This window comes from Aquimarina algiphila, from assembly GCF_947494415.1.
In the GTDB taxonomy this organism is placed as follows: domain Bacteria; phylum Bacteroidota; class Bacteroidia; order Flavobacteriales; family Flavobacteriaceae; genus Aquimarina; species Aquimarina algiphila.
In genome coordinates, this window is sequence record NZ_CANLVC010000013.1 from 42573 (window position 1) to 61846 (window position 19274).

Genomic DNA, 19274 nt, shown 5'->3' on the forward strand with positions numbered 1-19274 from the left:
AATCAGTAATATTTTATAATTCAGGTGTGCGGTTTTATAATATTGGACTTAGAAAATGTAAAAAAAACAGGGTTTGTTTACTAGTTAAGACTGTGCAGATTTGTACTGTGTAGGGGTCATGCCTGTAAGTTTTTTGAATGTAGAATAAAAAGTTGATTTAGAATTAAAGCCACATTCATAACCAATGGATTCTATAGTGAATTTATCCTTATTTGATAATAATATTTTAGCTTCATGTATTCGATATTCGTTAACAAATAAAGAAAAACTTTTATTCAAATTATCATTTATGAACTGAGATAAAAGATGTGTTTGTATATGAATTTGTTTTGCCAGATCAGGTAATTTAAGATTAGGGTTTTTATATAGTTTTTTGGACTTCATTGTTTCTTCTAATACTTCAAAAAGTCTTTTGGCTTCGGCTTCTTCTATTTTTTTGTCTGCATACTTTGACGGTTCTCTAAAGAGAATAGCGTATTTTTTTTTACGGAAGAATAATATCAGAAGTAATAAATAGAATACAAAAGAAAATGAAAGCGCACCTACTATATATGAAGTGTATGATACTGTTTTATAAGCAATCCAAATAATGAGGTTACCAAAGTAAACACTTGTTATCCATATTTCTGCACTGTTTAATTTATTGTGCTTTGTAAACATTTTTTTGATCACTTTTCTTAAAAGAAAACCTGAAGCTAAGATGTATCCAAACCATTGATAATAAATTACTTTTACAATATAGAATCTCCAAAGGTTAGGATAATCTTCATAAGGATAGCTATAACCAATAGCGAGTATAATAATAAACAAGAAAAGAAAGTGATATTTCCAGGAATGGTCGATCTTTTTTGAAGAAGGATTTAGTATAGATTTCAAATAAAAAAATAAAGAAGGACCGATAAGAAAACATGCAGATAACCCTATTTGAAGATAGATTTTAGAAAGCTCTCTATTAAAGTAATAAAATATAGATTTCCAAATTCTAATACTTAATACCGTTAATAATGTTCCCAGAAAATAATTAGAAATGTGTTTAGGCTTAGCATAAAAGAAAAAATATATAGCTAGAAGTGTACTATTAAAAACTCCAATTGCACTAAAAAAGAATAAAAACTGACTGTCGAAATTCATATATAGGAGACGATAAACTAATATTTATAGGAATGATAAAATTAAATAGAAAAACTAGTAAAAGAAAATGAGCTCGGTATTTATATATCAATTAGAAAACCTTTTATGCTCTAATGACAAAATGTTCTTTAGCCTGCTCTCTTCTAAAAAAAACAAAACCCAGATCAAAAATATCTATAGTTACTGTTACTTTTGGGTGATTCTTTATTTGCTCCCAGGTAGATATGTTTTGTAAAGATAGATGTATGCCATTAATGAGTAACAAAGAATCATTATGAATGTTTGAAAGTATAACTTCCAGACTATGGTTATTATATTCTTTTATATTCATATATATGAAATCATAATTGCTTTTACTTATATCTTTTGATATGGACAATGAATTGTTTAATAATAATGTTTGATAGGGAAGAGGAGAAGTGTTTTCAAGTATAGCAATTTGTTTATAGTTTAAATATGTGATTAATCGATCAATAAGTTTCAGGTTTTTGAAGCTTATGTTAGCATTTATATAGTTTTTTTTATAAATAGATTTGATTGCCGGGTATAGTGATTTGTGTTTTTTGTCATAAAAACATTTGGTAACCAGAGTATATACAAATGGAGAATGCACTCCGTGTTGATTTGTAGATTTTAAAAGGTATCTGAGGTATGTTTTTAGTTTAAAGTACATTCTAAATCAAAAACCTTATAATTTAAGATTTATATTTTTCATATTATCCTTCCATCTTTTCTGAAAGTTCTAACCAACGCATTTCCCCTTCTTCTATTTGCTGAATAATGTTTTTCAATTTCAATGATTCTTCATTAATCTTTTCTGCGGGTAACGTTCCTTCAGCAAATAAATTTTCAATTTCCTTTTTTTGAATTTCTAATTTTTTAAGATCGCGTTCAATTCTATTAAATTCTTTTTGTTCGTTATAAGAAAGTGCTGCTTTGTTATCTTTTTTCCAGGTGTTTTTTGCTTTTACCTCGGTATTTTCTGATTTTGTTACTTCTGGTTCTTTACTATTTTCATAGATACGATAATCTGTATAATTTCCTGGGAAATCCTGAATGATACCGTTACCTCTAAAAACAAACAAATGATCTACGATTTTATCCATAAAATAACGATCATGGGATACAACGATGAGACAACCAGGAAAATCTAATAAAAAGTTTTCCAGGACATTAAGAGTTACAATATCCAGGTCGTTGGTAGGTTCATCCAAAATTAAAAAGTTAGGATTTTGAATCAGCACAGTACAGAGATATAATCTTTTACGCTCACCACCACTTAGCTTTTCTACGAAGTCATATTGCTTTTTACGATCGAAAAGAAAACGTTCTAATAATTGTTGAGCAGAAATTTGTCTTCCTTTTTTTAAAGGAATATAATCTCCAAACTCTCGAATGACATCAATTACTTTTTGACCTTCTTTAATTGATATACCACTTTGGGTATAATATCCAAATTTTATAGTGTCTCCTTTAACTATTTTTCCATGATCGGGAAGTATTGATCCTGTAATCATATTTAGAAAAGTAGATTTTCCGGTTCCGTTTTTACCAATTATACCAATACGTTCTCCTTTTTTGAATACGTATTCGAATTTATCAAGGAGAACTCTGTTATCAAAACTTTTGGATATTTTGTGGAGTTCCAGGATTTTACTTCCCATTCGCTCCATATTAATCTCGAGTTGTACTTCGTGGTCATTACGGCGTTTATGCGCTCTATCCTTGATTTCATAGAAGTCATCAATTCTGGATTTTGATTTTGTTGTACGTGCTTTTGGTTGACGTCGCATCCAATCCAGTTCTTTTTTATAGAGTTGTTTTGCTTTATCCGTACTTATTTGTTCGTTAATAACACGAGCTTCTTTATTGTCTAAGTAGTATGCATAATTTCCTTTATAGCTGTATAATTGACCATTTTCTAATTCTAAAATTTCGTTACATACGTTCTCTAGGAAATAGCGGTCATGAGTAACCATGAATAATGTGAAGTTCTCTTTTGCGAAATATTCTTCTAGCCATTCTATCATTTCTAGATCCAAATGGTTAGTAGGTTCATCTAGGTATAAAAGATTAGGTTTGCTTAACAAAATATTAGCCAGGGCTAACCTCTTTTTTTGTCCACCTGATAATTCGCTTACTTTTTTACTTAGATCTTCTAATTTAAGTTTGAAAAGTATCTGTTTATATTGGGTTTCAAAATCCCAGGCATTTATAGCATCCATTTGTTCAAAAGCTTGCTGGTAACCTTCTACATCATCTGGGTTTAGTAATGCTTTTTCATAAGCATTAATCACTTGGAGAATATCGTTGTCTGAAGCAAAAATAGTTTCCTCAATAGTAAGATTAGGGTCCAGATTAGGTTCTTGAGGTAAGAAGGCCACTTTTAGGTTTTTACGATATACGACTTGTCCTTCATCAGGATCTTCATCTCCTGCAACAATATCTAATAATGACGTTTTACCTGTTCCGTTTTTGGCTACAAAACCAATTTTCTGCCCTTCATTAATTCCAAAAGAGATATTCTTAAAAAGAATACGTTCACCAAATCCTTTAGCTATATTTTCTACCGATACGTAATTCACTTATTGATTTTAAAATTGACGCAAAGATAAATAGAAATAGATTCTGTTTTAGAAAAGATTTTTGTGGTTTAATTACTTTTTGTGGATAAGAATTCTTAACTTTCATCGGTTATTATGAGCATTACATCGATGATGTGGTGGTATTAACAAACCCCAAACCCCTACTTATGCGTTCTTATCTAATCATAATAGTACTATTTAGTACTATATTTCTGTTAGAAGCACAGGAAACGTATATCGATAATTTCGGTACGGTTTCTTATGCAAATAATGATGGGACTGCAAATTGGGCGGGCAATTGGGCAGAAATAGAGCCCTTTGCTACCGATGACGATCCATTTGGTGGATTTATAAGGATTACTGGTAATAGATTACGGTTTAGGTTTATATTTGCTGGGGATGAGCAAATTCAACGAACAGCTGATCTTACTGGTGCTGCCACTGCTACGCTTTCTTTTGATTGGGAAACATTTAGTCTAGAAGCTGGTGAGACAATTGATGTTCAAATATCAAGTACAGGAGGAGCTCCTTTTACTACCTTGGCTAGTTTTGGAAATGGAGTAAATACAACAGATACTTTTACTCAAGATATTTCAGGATTTATTTCAGCAAATACCACCATACGATTTATCAATACTAATAATGATTGGAATCAAGGAAATGATCGTTTTTTTGTAGATAATTTACAAATAGAAACTTTTGTAAATATGGCACCTGTTATTACAGTTTCTGGAGATCAACATTTTTGTCCAAACGCCACAAATTCTATACCTGTAGTACAAACAGTTAGTATTACTGATGTCGATGATACAGAGTTGGACCAAGTAACTATACAAGTTTCTACAGGGTATCAAAATGGACAAGATGTATTGACATTAACAGGAGTTCATCCAAATATTACTGATAGTTGGGATGTTGTCGAGGGTAGATTAACATTAACAGGTCCGACTACTTTGGCTGAGTTTGAGGCTGCTGTTCTAGCAGTTGAGTTTTCTTCTACACCTCCAGTTGTAACTGGTTTACGCGAGTTTTCTGTGGTTTTAGGTTCTCCTTTGTTTTTGCCAGAAACTGGCCATTATTATGAATTTGTTCCTTCTTTGGGCATTCGATGGGACGATGCAAGAGATGAGGCAGCACTAAGAACATTTTTTGGTCTTCAGGGATATTTAACAACCCTTACTAGTGTTATAGAAGCAACATTTGCAGGAAGTCAAATAACGGGAACGGGATGGATTGGTGCTAGTGATAATTTTGGAACAGGAGAAGGAGAATGGCGTTGGGAAACAGGACCAGAAGCAGGGACAGTTTTTTGGAATGGAAATCAAACAGGAGCTGTAGCTCCTGGTGAATTTGCATTTTGGAATAATAATGAGCCTAATGATTGTTGTTCGGGGACAAATGGAGAAGAAAACTATGCTCATATAACTGATAATACTATTGGTATTGAAAATTCATGGAACGACTTACCTATTACGGGAGGGGGAGGAGCATATCAAGCCCAGGGATATATTGTTGAATATGGTGGGCTTCCAGGAGATCCTGTACTTCAGATCTCAGGTGTTACTAGATTGCGAATAAGTTGTTCAGTAATTACGAATAGAAGTAAAACGTATCGTGTAAATAATTAGTAATTAGTGTTTATTTATAGTTGATTGATAGGTAAGAATATGTTGATTGATTTTATAAATACGTTTAGATAGTATCCTGATCAATTCTTAGTATTATTTTTTTTGCTTACGTCGGGTAACAGAAAATAGAAATATAAAAATTGAAAGGAAAATAGCAACTCTAGCAATATAGTTTCCTGCCTTTACATAAAATGTAATTTTCTCATTGACTTTTAATGTTCCTTTTAATGTTCCTTGTTTTTCATAACCCAAAGAGGAAACAATATCTCCTGTTTGATTAATTATTGCAGAAATACCTGTATTTGCACTTCTGGCAATACTTCTTCGGGTTTCTATGGCTCTTAGTTTTGCATAAGAAAGATGTTGTTTATGTCCTTGGGTATTACCCCACCATGCATCATTTGTGATAATGGCTAGAAAATCTGCTTTGTTTCGAACATAACCAGTTACATATTCTCCATATACGCTTTCATAACAAATAATAGGAGCTACCCCAATACTATCGTTTGTGAAAAATACTTCTCGATCTTCTTGAGTGGTTTTTTTTGCTACTGTTCCTCCTAGGTCAATCATAGCATCTCCGACGATTGGTTTTAATAAGCTTTGATATGGAAAATTTTCTACGCCAACCACAAGTCTGCTTTTGTGATATAATTCACTGCTTCCATTTGGTCTAACAAAAAAAGCTGAGTTATAATCATCATAATAAATACCTTCTTTATACGTATTGGTCTGCTTACGAATTTTATTTGGATTATTAAAAACGTCGATCATTGATATCCCCGATAAGAAATGAGCGTTAGGATAAGAGTCAAGTAATTTTTTACCAGTGTTTTTTGCAATAGATCTGGAGAAGTTATTTAACCTATTATTATCAGCAAAAACAGTTTCAGGTGCAATAATAAAATCTGTATTTGAAGTAGCAGCAGATCTTGTTAATGAGTCTAACAAAATACCGATACGAGTATCATTAGTATTGTATTTCTCAGTATATGGGTTGATGTTTGGTTGTAAAATTACAACTTCAACATCGTGCCCTTTTTCTTCATAGGTGTTTAGAATAATTATCGAAATTATAATAGGTATTGAAATGATTATCCCATTGCGAATTGCAGATCTATAGAGAATAGTTTTATCCTTGTGCTCTAGGAAAAGTAAGATGCTTTTAAAAGTAATCATGTTTACAGTCCATATCCAAAGAGACCCGCCAAAACTCCCGGTATATTCATACCATTGGATCCATGATGTGAAGCTAGCGAATCCATTCCCTAAATTAAGCCATGGCCATGAAAACTCCCATCGTAAATGAAGATACTCAAAACTCATCCAAAGACAAACCAAAAAGATACTACTTACCATAAATGTGGTCTTTTTGGCTACAATATGATATGTCAAAAAGACAAGAGCCATGACTAAGCTATTTACAAGAACGGCAAACCACATTCCAAAAGCTGTAGAATTATAAAGCCATCCAGTAGAGATGATATTCCAGGTAAAGAATGTGAGATATGCCAATCCTAAAACCTGACTTTTACTATATTTATTCTTACGAATATTAAATTCAGCAATAAGTAGAGGGATAAATCCAAAGAATAAAAATAAAGGAAAACCATAAGTAGGCCACCCGATGGTAAGTAGGAGTCCGGAAATAATGGACAATACAATGTTTCTCATAAAAAAAGGCTTCCTTGTTAAAGACGAAATTAAACTTATTTAGTTACAATTAATAAAATTGAATACTTCTTTTTTGTTAAGCTTATTACTTCATATTTTAAATCTATATGAACAGACCAAAATAGTTTGCTATTTTTACACAAAATCAAATTATATGTGGATTAAAAAGCAGGTTCCAAATATCATTACATTGTTTAATCTTTTTTTTGGATGTATTGCGGTAATTTTTGCAGTCGGTGGTAATCTGGAGTTAGCTGCTTTATTTGTTGGATTAGGAATTTTCTTTGATTTTTTTGATGGTTTTGCCGCTAGAGCTCTAAATGCGCAAAGTGAATTAGGACTACAATTAGATTCATTGGCAGATATGGTGACAAGTGGAGTTGCGCCAGGTATAATAATGTATCAATTACTTTCTCAAGTTTTTGGAAAACCTTTTTATGTAGTTCCTAATTCCTGGGATTTTGAACAAACTTTTGCTAGTTTTGACTTGTCATACATATCTTTAATAGGTCTATTTGTAACATTAGCTTCTGCATATCGATTGGCTAAATTTAATATTGATACTCGTCAAACTACATCTTTTATTGGTTTGCCAACTCCGGCAAATACACTATTGATTATGAGCTTACCTCTTATTCTTAAATTTCAATCAGACCCTTGGATTGTTGCAATTTTACTTAATAAATGGTTTTTAATAAGCTTAACTTTTATTAGTTGTTATCTTTTGAATGCTGAAATTCCTTTATTTGCTTTAAAATTTAAAACATGGGGATTCGCAGAAAATAAGGTTAGGTATATTTTTCTTTTGTGCACAATACTGTTAATTGTAGTATTGAAATTTATGGCAATACCATGTATAATACTCTTATATGTATTAATGTCTTTATTTTCTAAAGGAAAATCTGTAAGTGAATAGAGGCTAGGTAATATTTAAAAATCTAATTTCTTTTTACGAAGTTCAAAGTTTTGACCTAGATATACTTTACGTACCATCTCATCTTCTGCAAGCTCTTCTGGAATACCCGCTTTTAGAATACTACCTTCAAACATCAAGTAGGTTCTATCTGTTATTGCAAGTGTTTCTTGTACATTATGATCAGTAATTAGAATTCCGATATTTTTGTTTTTAAGTTGTGCAACAATACGTTGTATGTCCTCTACAGCAACAGGATCTACACCAGCAAAAGGTTCATCCAGAAGTATAAAGTTAGGATCTGTAGCTAGTGCACGAGCAATTTCTGTACGACGACGCTCTCCACCACTTAATAAATCTCCACGGTTTTTACGAATATGCCCCAAGCTAAATTCTTCAATGAGCGCTTCCATCTTATGTAACTGTTCTTTTTTACTAAGAGATGTAAGCTGTAATACACTCAAAATATTGTCTTCTATACTAAGCTTTCTAAATACAGAAGCTTCCTGAGCCAAATAGCCAATTCCATTTTGAGCACGTTTATACATTGGATATTTGGTAATATCGGTACTGTCTAATGTTATTTTTCCACCATTTGGTTTTACCAAACCAACGATCATATAAAAAGAGGTTGTTTTACCTGCACCATTTGGTCCCAAAAGTCCAACAATTTCTCCTTGATTTACTTCAAGAGAAATTCCTTTTACTACTTTTCTACCTTTATATGATTTTATAAGATTGTCTGCTTTCAACTTCATATTAGAATGACTTCGTTACAATAGGGGTGTTGCTAAAATGAGCTCGTAAATTTACATTATTCTTTTGAACCGTTCTAAACTTAAGATTTTTTTGCTTCTAGGGCATCCCAAAATTCATATGCACGGCGTAAATGAGGAATAACTATAGTACCCCCAACTAAGGTAGCAATACTAAGTGCCTCAACTACTTCTTCTTTTGTTAGCCCTTCTTTATGACAAGTTTCTAGATGATAACGTACACAATCGTCACAGCGTAATACAGCAGAAGCTACTAACCCTAACAATTCTTTAGTTTTTACATTCAAAGCGCCTTCCATATAGGCATTAGTATCAAGATTGAAGATTCTTTTAATTACTTTATTATTATCTTCAAGGATGCGAGAGTTCATCTTCTCTCTATATGCGTTGAAATCATCAATTAAATCACTCATTTATGCGGTTTTTTGAAGTTTTTGCTTTTCTTTTTTTATAACAACTTTAGAAATTATAATACTAACTTCGTATAATATTAAAATGGGTATAGTTACAATAACTTGACTTGCAATATCAGGAGGCGTAATTATCGCAGATAATATTAACACAATTACCAAAGCAAATTTTCTGTATTTTTTTAAAAATTCTGGAGTGACCAGACCTACTTTGGTAAGGAAAAACATGATAACAGGTAATTCGAATATTAATCCGCATGCTATGACAGATGCTCTTACCAAGGCAATATAGCTATCAATATCAAATTCATTAAGCACTTCTTTACTTACTTGATATCCTCCTAAAAAATTAATAGATAATGGTGTGATTACATAGTACCCAAAAAGTACACCTAAGAAAAATAAAGAAGAACAAATGATAATAAAACCTTTAGAAGTTTTTCTTTCATTGTCATATAATGCTGGTGCGATAAATTTCCAAAATTCATAAAGCACGTAAGGAAATGCTGCAATAAACCCAGCAGTTATAGAAGTCCAGATGTGAACAGAGAATTGTCCGGCTACTTTTCTACTTTGTACACTAAATGGTAATTCTTTAAAACATAGACTTTCATCTAGACCTAATAGTTTTGATAAATTGCAGAGTCCATTATAGGTTGGGAAATCTGCTTTTTTTGGGCCGAAAATTAATACGTCAAAAATAAATTCTTTAGCCATAAATGCTGCAATTGCAGCAATTAATACAGCTACAGTAGCTCTAATTAAATGCCAACGTAACTCTTCTAGGTGATCTAGAAAAGACATGGATTGAGGGTCTTTTTGAGTGCTGTCTTTCATTATAAAATGCCTTCTCTCATTAGATCATGAATGTGAATAAAACCAGCATATTTTCCATTTTCTTCGGCTAATAATTGGGTTATCGAATTTCCTTCCAATTGTTCTAGAGCATCTACAGCCATAGCTTCATTATTAATACGTTTGGGGTTAGGAGACATAATATCTTTAGCAGTCAAACCTTCAAAAGAAGATGTATTTGTTGTAAGCATTCTACGTAAATCACCATCAGTAATAATACCTACAATAGTACCGTTTTCTGTAACTGCTGTAGCTCCCAGCCTTTTCTCTGTCATTTCTACAATTACCTCATTTATATTAGAGCTAGGAGATACTTCTGGTTTTTCGTTTCTAGAGGTAATATCACTTACTCGTAAATATAGTTTTTTCCCCAGAGCGCCCCCAGGATGATATTTAGCAAAATCACGGCTAGAGAACCCTTGTAGATATAATAAGCAAACAGCAACAGCATCTCCCATAACAAGTTGTGCCGTAGTACTAGTTGTTGGAGCTAAGTTGTTTGGACATGCTTCCTTTTCAACAAAGGCATGTAATACATAATCAGCTTCTGTACCTAAAAAAGACTCTTTATTCGAAGTAATACCTATCAATGTATTTTTAAAACTTTTGATTAAAGGTACCAATACTTTTATTTCTGGAGTATTTCCACTTTTAGAAATACAAATGACAACATCATCTTCAAGAATATTACCTAAGTCTCCATGAATAGCATCTGCGGCATGCATAAATACGGCAGGAGTACCCGTAGAATTCATCGTGGCAACAATTTTTGAAGCAATAATAGCACTTTTGCCTATTCCTGTTATTATGACTCTACCTTTAGAGTGAAGAATACTTTCAACTGCGTTAGAGAATTCTTCATCAATTAGTTCTTCTAAATGGGCTATTGCACGGGCTTCTTCGGCAATAGTTTTTTTGGCATATGAGATTATAGTATCTTGGGTGTTCAAAATTTAAAAAATTTGCGTGTTATAAATAAAGATTTTATTATCTTTAATTTACGCAAAGGTATACAATACCTTATTAATTTTAAATACTGTCAAAAAAAAGCATGTTAAATTATACATTGTTTATCTTTGACATTCTAAAATTGAAACGAAAATATCCACTGGATCTGTATTGGGGAAACAGATTTTAGTGATAGTTAATCTTTATTTAATTGGTATATAAAAGTTAAAAAGTTTAATGAATTTGAGCGAAACTGACCTACAAAGTGCTTTAAAAAAACATTTTGGGTTTAGTCAATTTAGAGGACTACAGGAAAAGGTAATACAAAGTGTATTAGAGAAACAAAATACATTTGTTATAATGCCTACAGGCGGAGGGAAATCCCTATGTTACCAACTGCCTGCTTTGATGTGTGAAGGAACTGCTATCGTGGTTTCTCCGTTAATTGCACTAATGAAAAATCAAGTCGATGCTATTCGAAGTATTTCATCGGTTGAAGGTATAGCACATGTACTTAACTCATCTCTCAATAAATCAGAGGTGAAAACGGTAAAAGGAGATATAATGAACGGTGTTACTAAGTTATTATATGTAGCTCCAGAATCGTTAACCAAAGAAGAATATGTAGATTTTTTAAAATCCCAGAAAATTTCTTTTTTAGCTGTTGATGAGGCTCATTGTATCAGCGAATGGGGTCATGATTTTAGACCGGAATACCGTAATCTCCGTAATATTATTAGAAGAATAGGGGAAGATATTCCTATTATCGGTCTTACTGCTACGGCTACCCCAAAAGTGCAAGAAGATATTCTTAAAAATTTAGCGATGAGTAATGCCAATACATTTAAGGCATCATTTAATCGACCAAATTTATTTTATGAAATACGACCTAAAACAAAAAATGTAGATGCTGATATTACTCGTTTTGTAAAACAAAATAGCGGTAAAAGTGGTATTGTATATTGCCTTAGTAGAAAACGAGTAGAAGAACTTGCACAAACATTAGAGGTTAATGGAGTAAAAGCTGTTCCTTATCATGCTGGATTAGATGCTAAAACCAGGGCAAAACATCAAGATATGTTTTTGATGGAAGACGTGGATGTAGTAGTAGCTACAATTGCTTTTGGAATGGGAATTGATAAACCCGATGTACGTTTTGTGATCCATCATGATATGCCAAAAAGTATAGAGAGTTATTACCAAGAGACCGGCCGTGCAGGACGTGATGGTGGAGAAGGGCATTGTCTTGCATATTATGCTTATAAGGATATCGAAAAACTAGAAAAATTTATGAGCGGAAAACCTGTTGCAGAACAAGAGATTGGTCATGCTCTGTTACAGGAAATAGTTGCTTTTGCAGAAACCTCTATCTCCAGGCGTAAATTTATATTACATTATTTTGGAGAAGAATTCGATGAGGTCAATGGAGAAGGAGCAGATATGGATGATAACATCCGCAATCCAAAGAAAAAACATGAAGCACAAGACGAAGTAAAATTACTTCTAGAAGTGGTTAGTAAGACAGGAGAAATTTATAAATCCAAAGATTTGGTCAATACACTTATTGGTAAAAGTAATGCATTGATTATCTCTCATAAAACACACCAACAACCTTTCTTTGGAAGCGGGAAATCTAGAGATGGGAAATATTGGATGGCTCTTGTACGTCAGGTATTAGTCTCTGGATATCTTCGTAAAGATATTGAAACGTATGGTGTCATTAGAATTACTAAAGAAGGTAAAGACTTTATAAAAAAACCGACAAGTTTCATGATGACAGAAGATCATATTTATGATGAAACTAATGATGATTCTATAGTAACAGCAGCAAAATCAGGAGCAAAAGGAGGTGGTGATGATAAATTAGCTGGAATGTTACGAGATTTAAGAAAAACAGTAGCTAAAAAATTAGGAGTACCACCATTTGTAGTATTCCAAGATCCTTCTATTGATGATATGGCTCTTAAATATCCAATTAGTGTAGAAGAACTAGCAAATGTTCATGGAGTTGGAGAAGGGAAAGCAAAAAAATATGGTTCTGCATTCGTAGAATTGATTGCAAAATATGTAGAAGAAAACGATATTATGAGACCTGATGATTTTGTCGTTAAAAGCACAGGTGCTAATAGTGGTCTTAAACTATATATTATACAAAACGTAGATCGTAAGCTACCATTGGATGATATTGCTGCCGCAAAAGGCATGGATATGACTGCTTTTATTAAAGAAATGGAAGCTATAGTATATAGTGGTACAAAACTTAATATAGGATATTGGATTGATGAAATTCTAGATGAAGATCAGCAAGAAGAAATTCATGAATATTTTATTGAAGCAGAAAGTGATAAAATAGATACTGCAATAGAAGAATTTGATGGAGATTATGATGATGAAGAACTTCGTTTATATCGCATAAAGTTTATTAGTGAGGTGGCGAATTAATTATTCAGTATTTTTAATACTTAAAAGAGACAACCTTTTTAGATTGCCTCTTTTTGAATAATAATTTAAGCTTCATGATCTAATGGATTGCAAATAGGTAATCCATGGATGTTACAATAAAATGGTCCAGAAAAACAACCTGTTGATGGTCCTGCGCCACACTCTGGAGGTAATCCGCCATTAATTTGTTTCTGGACATTTTTCTTTATTGAATTAATACCTTTTAGATTTAAAATGTTTTGTAGCATAGTTTTTAGGTTTTTAAGGATTAACGATTCTTTTTGATAAATTTTAGATGTATACTTAAATTATATTAGTCTCAAAATACTCAAGTAAAAAATTAAATAACCACTTCAATTTATTTACAATATTTAGATTCTTTTTCTATAAACTGATAAGCGTTTACAAGTAAGATGTGAACGCAGTAGAAAAATAAATAAAGCGTTATGTTTATTAGAGAGTTTTATTCATATAGATAGGATAAACTATTCTCTTAATTAAAAACATATTAAGTTTTTTAACATGATGTAATTGTTTAATAATTAGTATGTTCGTTGAATACTTATAAGCACTCAAGGAATATGTCCGAGATTTAAAAAAGTTTTTAAGCAACAAACTACTTCTGATGAGTGGCTTGTGCTTTATTAAACTAATCTAAGATTAAACGTTTAATGACAAATCATACAAGTATTATTACCTAAATACACTCCGCCATATTGTGCACATAAAAAAGAACTTATATGAGTGCGAACCCTTCCTCCTGTATCACCACAAGGAGTATCAACAGATATTAACTCTTCTTTAAAACCTCCTTTGACTAATTTTTGTTCTTCTTTGTTTAATTTTTTTGCGTGATTTAATTCTAAAATGTTTTTTAAAATGATAGGATTATTTAACAATTAGTATGTTTCTTGAACATTTATAGACACTCAAGGTATATGTCTGATAAGCTTCTTTTTTGTTAATCGTTTTTAGAATGGAGCTATCTATTGATGAGATGAATATAATTTGCAAATAACAAATAGAGGTTCTGGATATTCAGGAAGTTGAAGATTCAGAACGTATTTTTAGGTTTTTTATAAAAAAATAAACCCTTTCAAGAAGATGTTGATCTTTAAAAATACTAAGTTGGAAATAGAGGGAGTATTATAATAACCTTTTGTTTAATAAAAGAATAGCATTTACTTATCTTTGCAACTCAAAAATTAAAACGTTAAAAAAGATATTGCTATGCAAGACGGATTATACGCAAAATTTAATACAACAAAAGGAAGTATCCTTGTTAATTTAGAATACAAAAAGACACCGGGAACGGTTGGTAATTTTGTAGGCCTTGCGGAAGGAACTATAGAAAATGAAGCTATTCCACAAGGGAAGCCATATTATAATGGACTTAAATTTCATAGAGTAATTGCTGACTTTATGATTCAAGGAGGAGATCCACAAGGAACCGGTGCTGGTGGTCCTGGATATCAGTTTGATGATGAAATACATTCAGATCTTAAACATGACGGACCAGGAGTTTTATCTATGGCTAATGCAGGCCCAGGAACAAATGGGAGTCAGTTTTTTATTACACATGTAGAAACAGCATGGTTAGATGGAAAACATACTGTATTTGGTAAAGTTGTAGAAGGATTAGATGTGGTAAATGCTATAGAGCAAGGTGATGAAATTGAATCCTTAGAAATAGAAAGAGTCGGTGCAGAAGCAGAAAGCTTTAATGCAGTTGAAACATTTAGAAGTTTTAATGGAGCAAAAGCAGAGCGAGAGGCAGCAGCTAGAAAAAAATCTGAAGAATTATTAGAAGAACTAGCAGCAGGATTTGATAAAACAGAGAGTGGTTTACGTTATAAAGTAATCCAGAAAGGAGATGGAGTTAAGGCCGAAAAAGGAAAAACTGTTTCAGTACATTATAAAGGAAGTTTAACAGATGGCACGGTGTTTGATTCTTCTTATAAGCGTAACCAGCCTATTGATTTTGCATTAGGTGTAGGGCAAGTAATTTCTGGATGGGATGAAGGAATTGCTTTGTTACAGGTGGGAGATAAAGCACGATTTGTGATTCCACCTTATCTCGGATATGGAGAAAGTGGTGCAGGTGGTGTTATTCCGCCAAATGCAACGCTCATTTTTGACGTCGAGTTAGTAGCGGTAAAGTAGATTTATATCTACCATAAAAAAGTTTTCAAAAGTCCCTGACTATTTCAGGGACTTTTTTAGTATTATCTTTTACGTAAAATGTATTTAAAGTTATGAATATTTATTTTTTATCAAAAAAGGCATGAAATTAACACAGTAAATTATTAAATTAATAGTAGATTTTAACAGTGAAAGCTTTATTTTTAACTTTTTATATTTTTTTTAACAAATTTTTTTTAATTATATTAAAAGTGTTTCTGTTAAAAAATAATATTTGAATAGTAAAATCCCCTAATTTATTTATATTTTAACCCCCAATTGCTAGACCCCCTAGATATGAAACAAGGACTTATCACATTTATTTTTCTCTGTACGCTCCAACTTGCCTTGGGACAGGGAAAAGAAGAAATTCTGGAAAATGTCAAAGATCAGATGGAGATCATTGATAGTTATATAGAATTTGAAACCTTTTATTTAGACCCTGAAGAGTTTTTAGACAAAATGGCTGACCATGGAGCAGAGCTTAATGGATATTACGAACATGAAAGACTTAAGAAAATTGTTAGAAAAGTAGGTACCAGAACAGCAGATGTTGTGACCGAATTTTATTTCTGGAATGATCAGTTAATCTATGTGAACTACAAACAAAGACCATATACAGAATCCAAAAATGCAAATGGTCAGAGGATTTTGGATTATTCTAATGCCTATACAAAGTATGAGTCAAAACATTATTTCAATAATGGTGAAGAGGTTGAAACAAAAAAGATAGGAGAATCTTTAGAAGAGATTACTACAGAAGAAGAATTTGTGAAGTATGCTAATAAAATGAAATCCTTATTGGACAATAAGTTTTATAATAGAAATATCTATGAAAACTTACAAGGGAAATGGATGTTTATTCAGAATACTGATGATTATATAATTTTTGAAGGTACTATACGTTTCAATTTTTATAATGGTAAGTTTGCAAACCGTTTAAAAACAAGAATTGAAGAAGATGTCTTAATTTGTTTCTTTCCGATGGATGATAGAATTTATCGATATAAAATAGGAAGCATAGACAACAATGTACTTACTTTAATCGATCTTTCTTCACAAGAAGAGTTTGTATACGCAAAAGTAGATTAAATGTTAAAATTATGAATCTAAGATATCCTATAGGAGAATTTAAATGCCCAGAAATTATAACTCCTGATCACATACAAAAATGGATATCTGATATAGAAGAACTCCCAGGGAAATTATCTAAGCTCGTTTCTGATTTTACAGAAGCACAATTAGAAACGCCCTATAGAGAGGAGGGGTGGACTGCAAGACAAGTTATACATCATATACACGATAGTCATCATAATGGGTACATAAGATTTAAGTGGGCTCTGACAGAAAATAAACCACTAATTAAGGCATATAATGAGCAATTATGGGCTGAATTATTCGACACTAAATCGGCACCAATTTATTTATCAGTAAATGTAATAAGTGCTTTGCACGCTAAATGGGTTTATTTTTTAAAGGGACTGTCTTCTGATGATATGAAAAAAGAATTTATACATCCAGAAGGAAATGTGAGTATCTCATTAGCAGAAGATATAGGTATATATGCCTGGCATGGAAATCATCATTTGGCACATTTGCAGATTATAGCAGAACTCTAAAGAGTTAATATCATTCTTTGCATTTCTCGATAATTATCCTTTAAACCAGGATAGTCTAAGTTGTAAAAAGAAATGGTCTGAAACCCTAATTTTTGATAAAAAAACAATGCAGGACTTGTCGTCATTACATCAAGCCATATTACTTTTTTGTTCAAAGCTCTTGCGTAATTCTTAATGAATTCAATTCCTTTTTTACCAATCCCTAACCCTATAGATTCTTTTAAGAGGTAAATTTTTTCTAATTGAAGAGCTTCAGAACCATCAAACCCTTCAACGTTTTCATGGGTTCTGATTTTTAACATGCCAAGTGTTTTGTTTGCTTGTTCAATTAGAAAATAAATGATATTATCAATTTTAAAATCTTCTCGAAAAGCATTTCGATTAAAACTTAAATTGATGTAATAGCTTGGATCATCGTTTTTCCAGATGTGGGTATAATGTTCTGGGTAAAACTGTTGACTTACTGAAACTAAACGTTCGATATCATGTCTGGAGCATGTTTTAAAAACAATTTCTGAAGGCATAAACTATTCTTTCCATTTGATATTACAACCAATACTTGGTTTTTGATTTTCAGAAACTTTAGCATTACGAAGCACAGCATCCAATGCTTGACGCAAATCACGACCATTTACGGGAATGCCATTTCCAGGTCTGGAATCATCAAGTTGTCCTCGATAAATTAGTTTTAATTCAGCATCAAACAAATAAAAATCAGGAGTACATGCTGCATCATAAGCTTTTGCAACATCTTGAGTATCATCAAATACATATGGGAATGTGTAATTGTTTTTACGTGCTGTCTTCCACATTTCTTGAGGAGCATCCTGCGGATATTTTTCAATATCATTACTGCTAATGGCAATAAAACCAAATCCTTGAGCTCGATAATCATTTGCAATCCTAACAATTTCCTCATTCACATGAATAACAAAAGGACAATGATTGCAAATAAACATTACAACAGTTCCTTTTTCTCCTTTAATATCTTTTAAAGAAACGTTGTCGTTAGTAATGGTGTCAACAAGCGTGAAATCTGGTGCTATTGTGCCAAGAGGTAGCATATTTGAAGGAGTACGTGCCATAATATTTTTTATTTTTTTGAAAGGATCCAAATTACAATTTTCTATACTAATAAGTCTAAAAAATGGTATCTTAGTTACAACTGAACTGAACTTTATGCAATAAAATATTGTACCCGTTTAGGTGATTCAAAAAATGTTTGGTAAGAAATAATATGACACTACAAGATTGGAAAAATTCAGGGGTTCATTTTTTGTATAAAAAAAAACACAAAATATTCTATAAAGTAGATGGAGAAGGAGAGCCTTTATTGCTTATTCATGGGTTTCCAACATCATCCTGGGATTGGTGTAAAATGTGGGAGTCTCTTATCGAAAAATATGAAGTTTATACCTTGGATATGATGGGGTTTGGTTTTTCTGCAAAACCAACAAATTTTGAGTATACAATTTCGGCTCAGGTAGACTTATGGGAGGTTTTTTTTAAAGAGAAAAACCTTACTTCATTTCATATCCTTGCTCATGATTACGGGGATACTGTTGTGCAGGAGATGCTAGCAAGGTTTAAAGAAAATCCGACATATGAGTTTGATATTAAATCCGTTTGTTTTTTAAATGGAGGCATGTTTCCGGAGACCAACTTTCCAACCTTTACTCAAAAATTATTATTGACACCTTTGGGGAGTATTCTAAAGCATTTTATGGGTAGAAATACGTTAGCTAAGAATTTTAAAAAAATATTCGGAAGAGAAACACAACCCAGTGAATTAGAAATTGACGAGTTTTGGGAAGTAGTAGATTATAATTCTGGCAAAAATATTATTCATAAATTGATAAGATACTTAACAGAAAGAGATATTTATAAAATTAGATGGAGAGAGGCTATACAGTATACAAAAGTACCAAAGCGACTTATAGATGGAGGTGTTGATCCAATTTCTGGAAAACACATGGCAGAATTTTATCAAGAGATAGTTCACGATGCAGATGTGGTTATGTTAGAGAAAATAGGACATTACCCACAGGTTGAAGCTCCTGATGAAGTATTGTCCCATTATTATTCTTTTAGAGAACAGCTATAATTTATTCT

General features: G+C 32.1%; 19 protein-coding genes. 7 read left to right on the forward strand and 12 right to left on the reverse strand.

Annotation, left to right across the window (positions count from 1 at the left end):
• Positions 1–84 precede the first annotated feature (84 nt).
• From PQF96_RS27155 to PQF96_RS27165, 3 genes are all read right to left on the reverse strand, one after another.
• Positions 85–1131, reverse strand: a complete 1047-nt coding sequence (locus PQF96_RS27155) for a helix-turn-helix domain-containing protein (protein ID WP_271770122.1) — start codon at positions 1129–1131, stop codon at positions 85–87.
• Positions 1132–1234: 103 nt separating this feature from the next.
• Positions 1235–1744, reverse strand: coding sequence for a hypothetical protein (locus tag PQF96_RS27160; RefSeq protein ID WP_271770124.1), 510 nt, complete (start codon positions 1742–1744; stop codon positions 1235–1237).
• Between the two features lie 103 nt (positions 1745–1847).
• Positions 1848–3716: an ABC-F family ATP-binding cassette domain-containing protein gene (locus tag PQF96_RS27165; RefSeq protein WP_143917422.1), complete on the reverse strand. Its 1869-nt coding sequence runs from the start codon at positions 3714–3716 to the stop codon at positions 1848–1850.
• A 167-nt stretch (positions 3717–3883) separates the two neighbouring features.
• Between PQF96_RS27165 and PQF96_RS27170 the strand changes: the two genes are divergently transcribed.
• A complete protein-coding gene (locus PQF96_RS27170; RefSeq protein WP_271770126.1) occupies positions 3884–5344 on the forward strand; it encodes a C-type lectin-like domain-containing protein in 1461 nt (486 codons plus the stop codon).
• A gap of 93 nt (positions 5345–5437) precedes the next feature.
• Here PQF96_RS27170 and lnt read toward each other — a convergent pair whose 3' ends face one another.
• Complete coding sequence (gene lnt / locus PQF96_RS27175) at positions 5438–7018, reverse strand: apolipoprotein N-acyltransferase (protein ID WP_271770128.1); 1581 nt, start codon at positions 7016–7018, stop codon at positions 5438–5440.
• A 154-nt stretch (positions 7019–7172) separates the two neighbouring features.
• Here lnt and PQF96_RS27180 point away from each other — a divergent pair, with 154 nt between their 5' ends.
• A complete protein-coding gene (locus PQF96_RS27180) occupies positions 7173–7934 on the forward strand; it encodes a CDP-alcohol phosphatidyltransferase family protein (RefSeq protein WP_271770130.1) in 762 nt (253 codons plus the stop codon).
• Positions 7935–7948: 14 nt separating this feature from the next.
• On the opposite strand, the gene lptB is transcribed toward PQF96_RS27180, so the two are convergent.
• The 4 genes from lptB to PQF96_RS27200 form a co-directional block, all read right to left on the reverse strand.
• Positions 7949–8689, reverse strand: a complete 741-nt coding sequence (gene lptB, locus PQF96_RS27185) for an LPS export ABC transporter ATP-binding protein (protein WP_109438005.1) — start codon at positions 8687–8689, stop codon at positions 7949–7951.
• Between the two features lie 80 nt (positions 8690–8769).
• Entirely contained in the window at positions 8770–9120 is a 351-nt protein-coding gene (locus tag PQF96_RS27190; RefSeq protein WP_109438006.1) for a carboxymuconolactone decarboxylase family protein, read from the reverse strand.
• A complete protein-coding gene (gene tatC / locus PQF96_RS27195) occupies positions 9121–9954 on the reverse strand; it encodes a twin-arginine translocase subunit TatC (RefSeq protein WP_109438007.1) in 834 nt (277 codons plus the stop codon).
• Positions 9954–10922, reverse strand: a complete 969-nt coding sequence (locus tag PQF96_RS27200) for a KpsF/GutQ family sugar-phosphate isomerase (protein ID WP_143917418.1) — start codon at positions 10920–10922, stop codon at positions 9954–9956. The genes tatC and PQF96_RS27200 overlap by 1 nt, the downstream gene beginning before the upstream one ends.
• 235 nt (positions 10923–11157) lie before the next feature.
• Between PQF96_RS27200 and PQF96_RS27205 the strand changes: the two genes are divergently transcribed.
• A complete protein-coding gene (locus tag PQF96_RS27205) occupies positions 11158–13362 on the forward strand; it encodes an ATP-dependent DNA helicase RecQ (RefSeq protein WP_208746792.1) in 2205 nt (734 codons plus the stop codon).
• Positions 13363–13427: 65 nt separating this feature from the next.
• Here PQF96_RS27205 and PQF96_RS27210 read toward each other — a convergent pair whose 3' ends face one another.
• Both PQF96_RS27210 and PQF96_RS27215 read right to left on the reverse strand, forming a co-directional pair.
• Positions 13428–13610 carry a hypothetical protein gene (locus tag PQF96_RS27210; RefSeq protein ID WP_109438009.1) on the reverse strand — a complete coding sequence of 61 codons (183 nt, stop codon included), beginning with the start codon at positions 13608–13610 and terminating at the stop codon, positions 13428–13430.
• Between the two features lie 420 nt (positions 13611–14030).
• Entirely contained in the window at positions 14031–14261 is a 231-nt protein-coding gene (locus PQF96_RS27215) for a hypothetical protein (RefSeq protein ID WP_271770132.1), read from the reverse strand.
• 331 nt (positions 14262–14592) lie between these two features.
• On the opposite strand from PQF96_RS27215, the gene PQF96_RS27220 reads away from it, so the two are divergent.
• The 3 genes from PQF96_RS27220 (at position 14593) to PQF96_RS27230 (ending at position 17162) form a co-directional block, all read left to right on the forward strand.
• The gene (locus tag PQF96_RS27220) at positions 14593–15525 is read left to right on the forward strand and encodes a peptidylprolyl isomerase (protein WP_271770133.1); all 933 of its coding nucleotides are present in this window, start codon (positions 14593–14595) and stop codon (positions 15523–15525) included.
• Positions 15526–15840: 315 nt separating this feature from the next.
• Positions 15841–16635 carry a hypothetical protein gene (locus tag PQF96_RS27225; RefSeq protein WP_271770136.1) on the forward strand — a complete coding sequence of 265 codons (795 nt, stop codon included), beginning with the start codon at positions 15841–15843 and terminating at the stop codon, positions 16633–16635.
• 11 nt (positions 16636–16646) lie between these two features.
• Positions 16647–17162, forward strand: coding sequence for a YfiT family bacillithiol transferase (locus PQF96_RS27230; RefSeq protein WP_109438013.1), 516 nt, complete (start codon positions 16647–16649; stop codon positions 17160–17162).
• Here PQF96_RS27230 and PQF96_RS27235 read toward each other — a convergent pair.
• Positions 17159–17686, reverse strand: a complete 528-nt coding sequence (locus PQF96_RS27235; RefSeq protein ID WP_271770138.1) for a GNAT family N-acetyltransferase — start codon at positions 17684–17686, stop codon at positions 17159–17161. The two genes, PQF96_RS27230 and PQF96_RS27235, sit on opposite strands and share 4 nt — an antisense overlap.
• A gap of 3 nt (positions 17687–17689) precedes the next feature.
• The gene (locus tag PQF96_RS27240) at positions 17690–18247 is read right to left on the reverse strand and encodes a thioredoxin family protein (RefSeq protein WP_109438015.1); all 558 of its coding nucleotides are present in this window, start codon (positions 18245–18247) and stop codon (positions 17690–17692) included.
• A gap of 152 nt (positions 18248–18399) precedes the next feature.
• On the opposite strand from PQF96_RS27240, the gene PQF96_RS27245 reads away from it, so the two are divergent.
• Positions 18400–19266, forward strand: coding sequence for an alpha/beta fold hydrolase (locus PQF96_RS27245; protein WP_271770139.1), 867 nt, complete (start codon positions 18400–18402; stop codon positions 19264–19266).
• Positions 19267–19274: the final 8 nt, after the last annotated feature.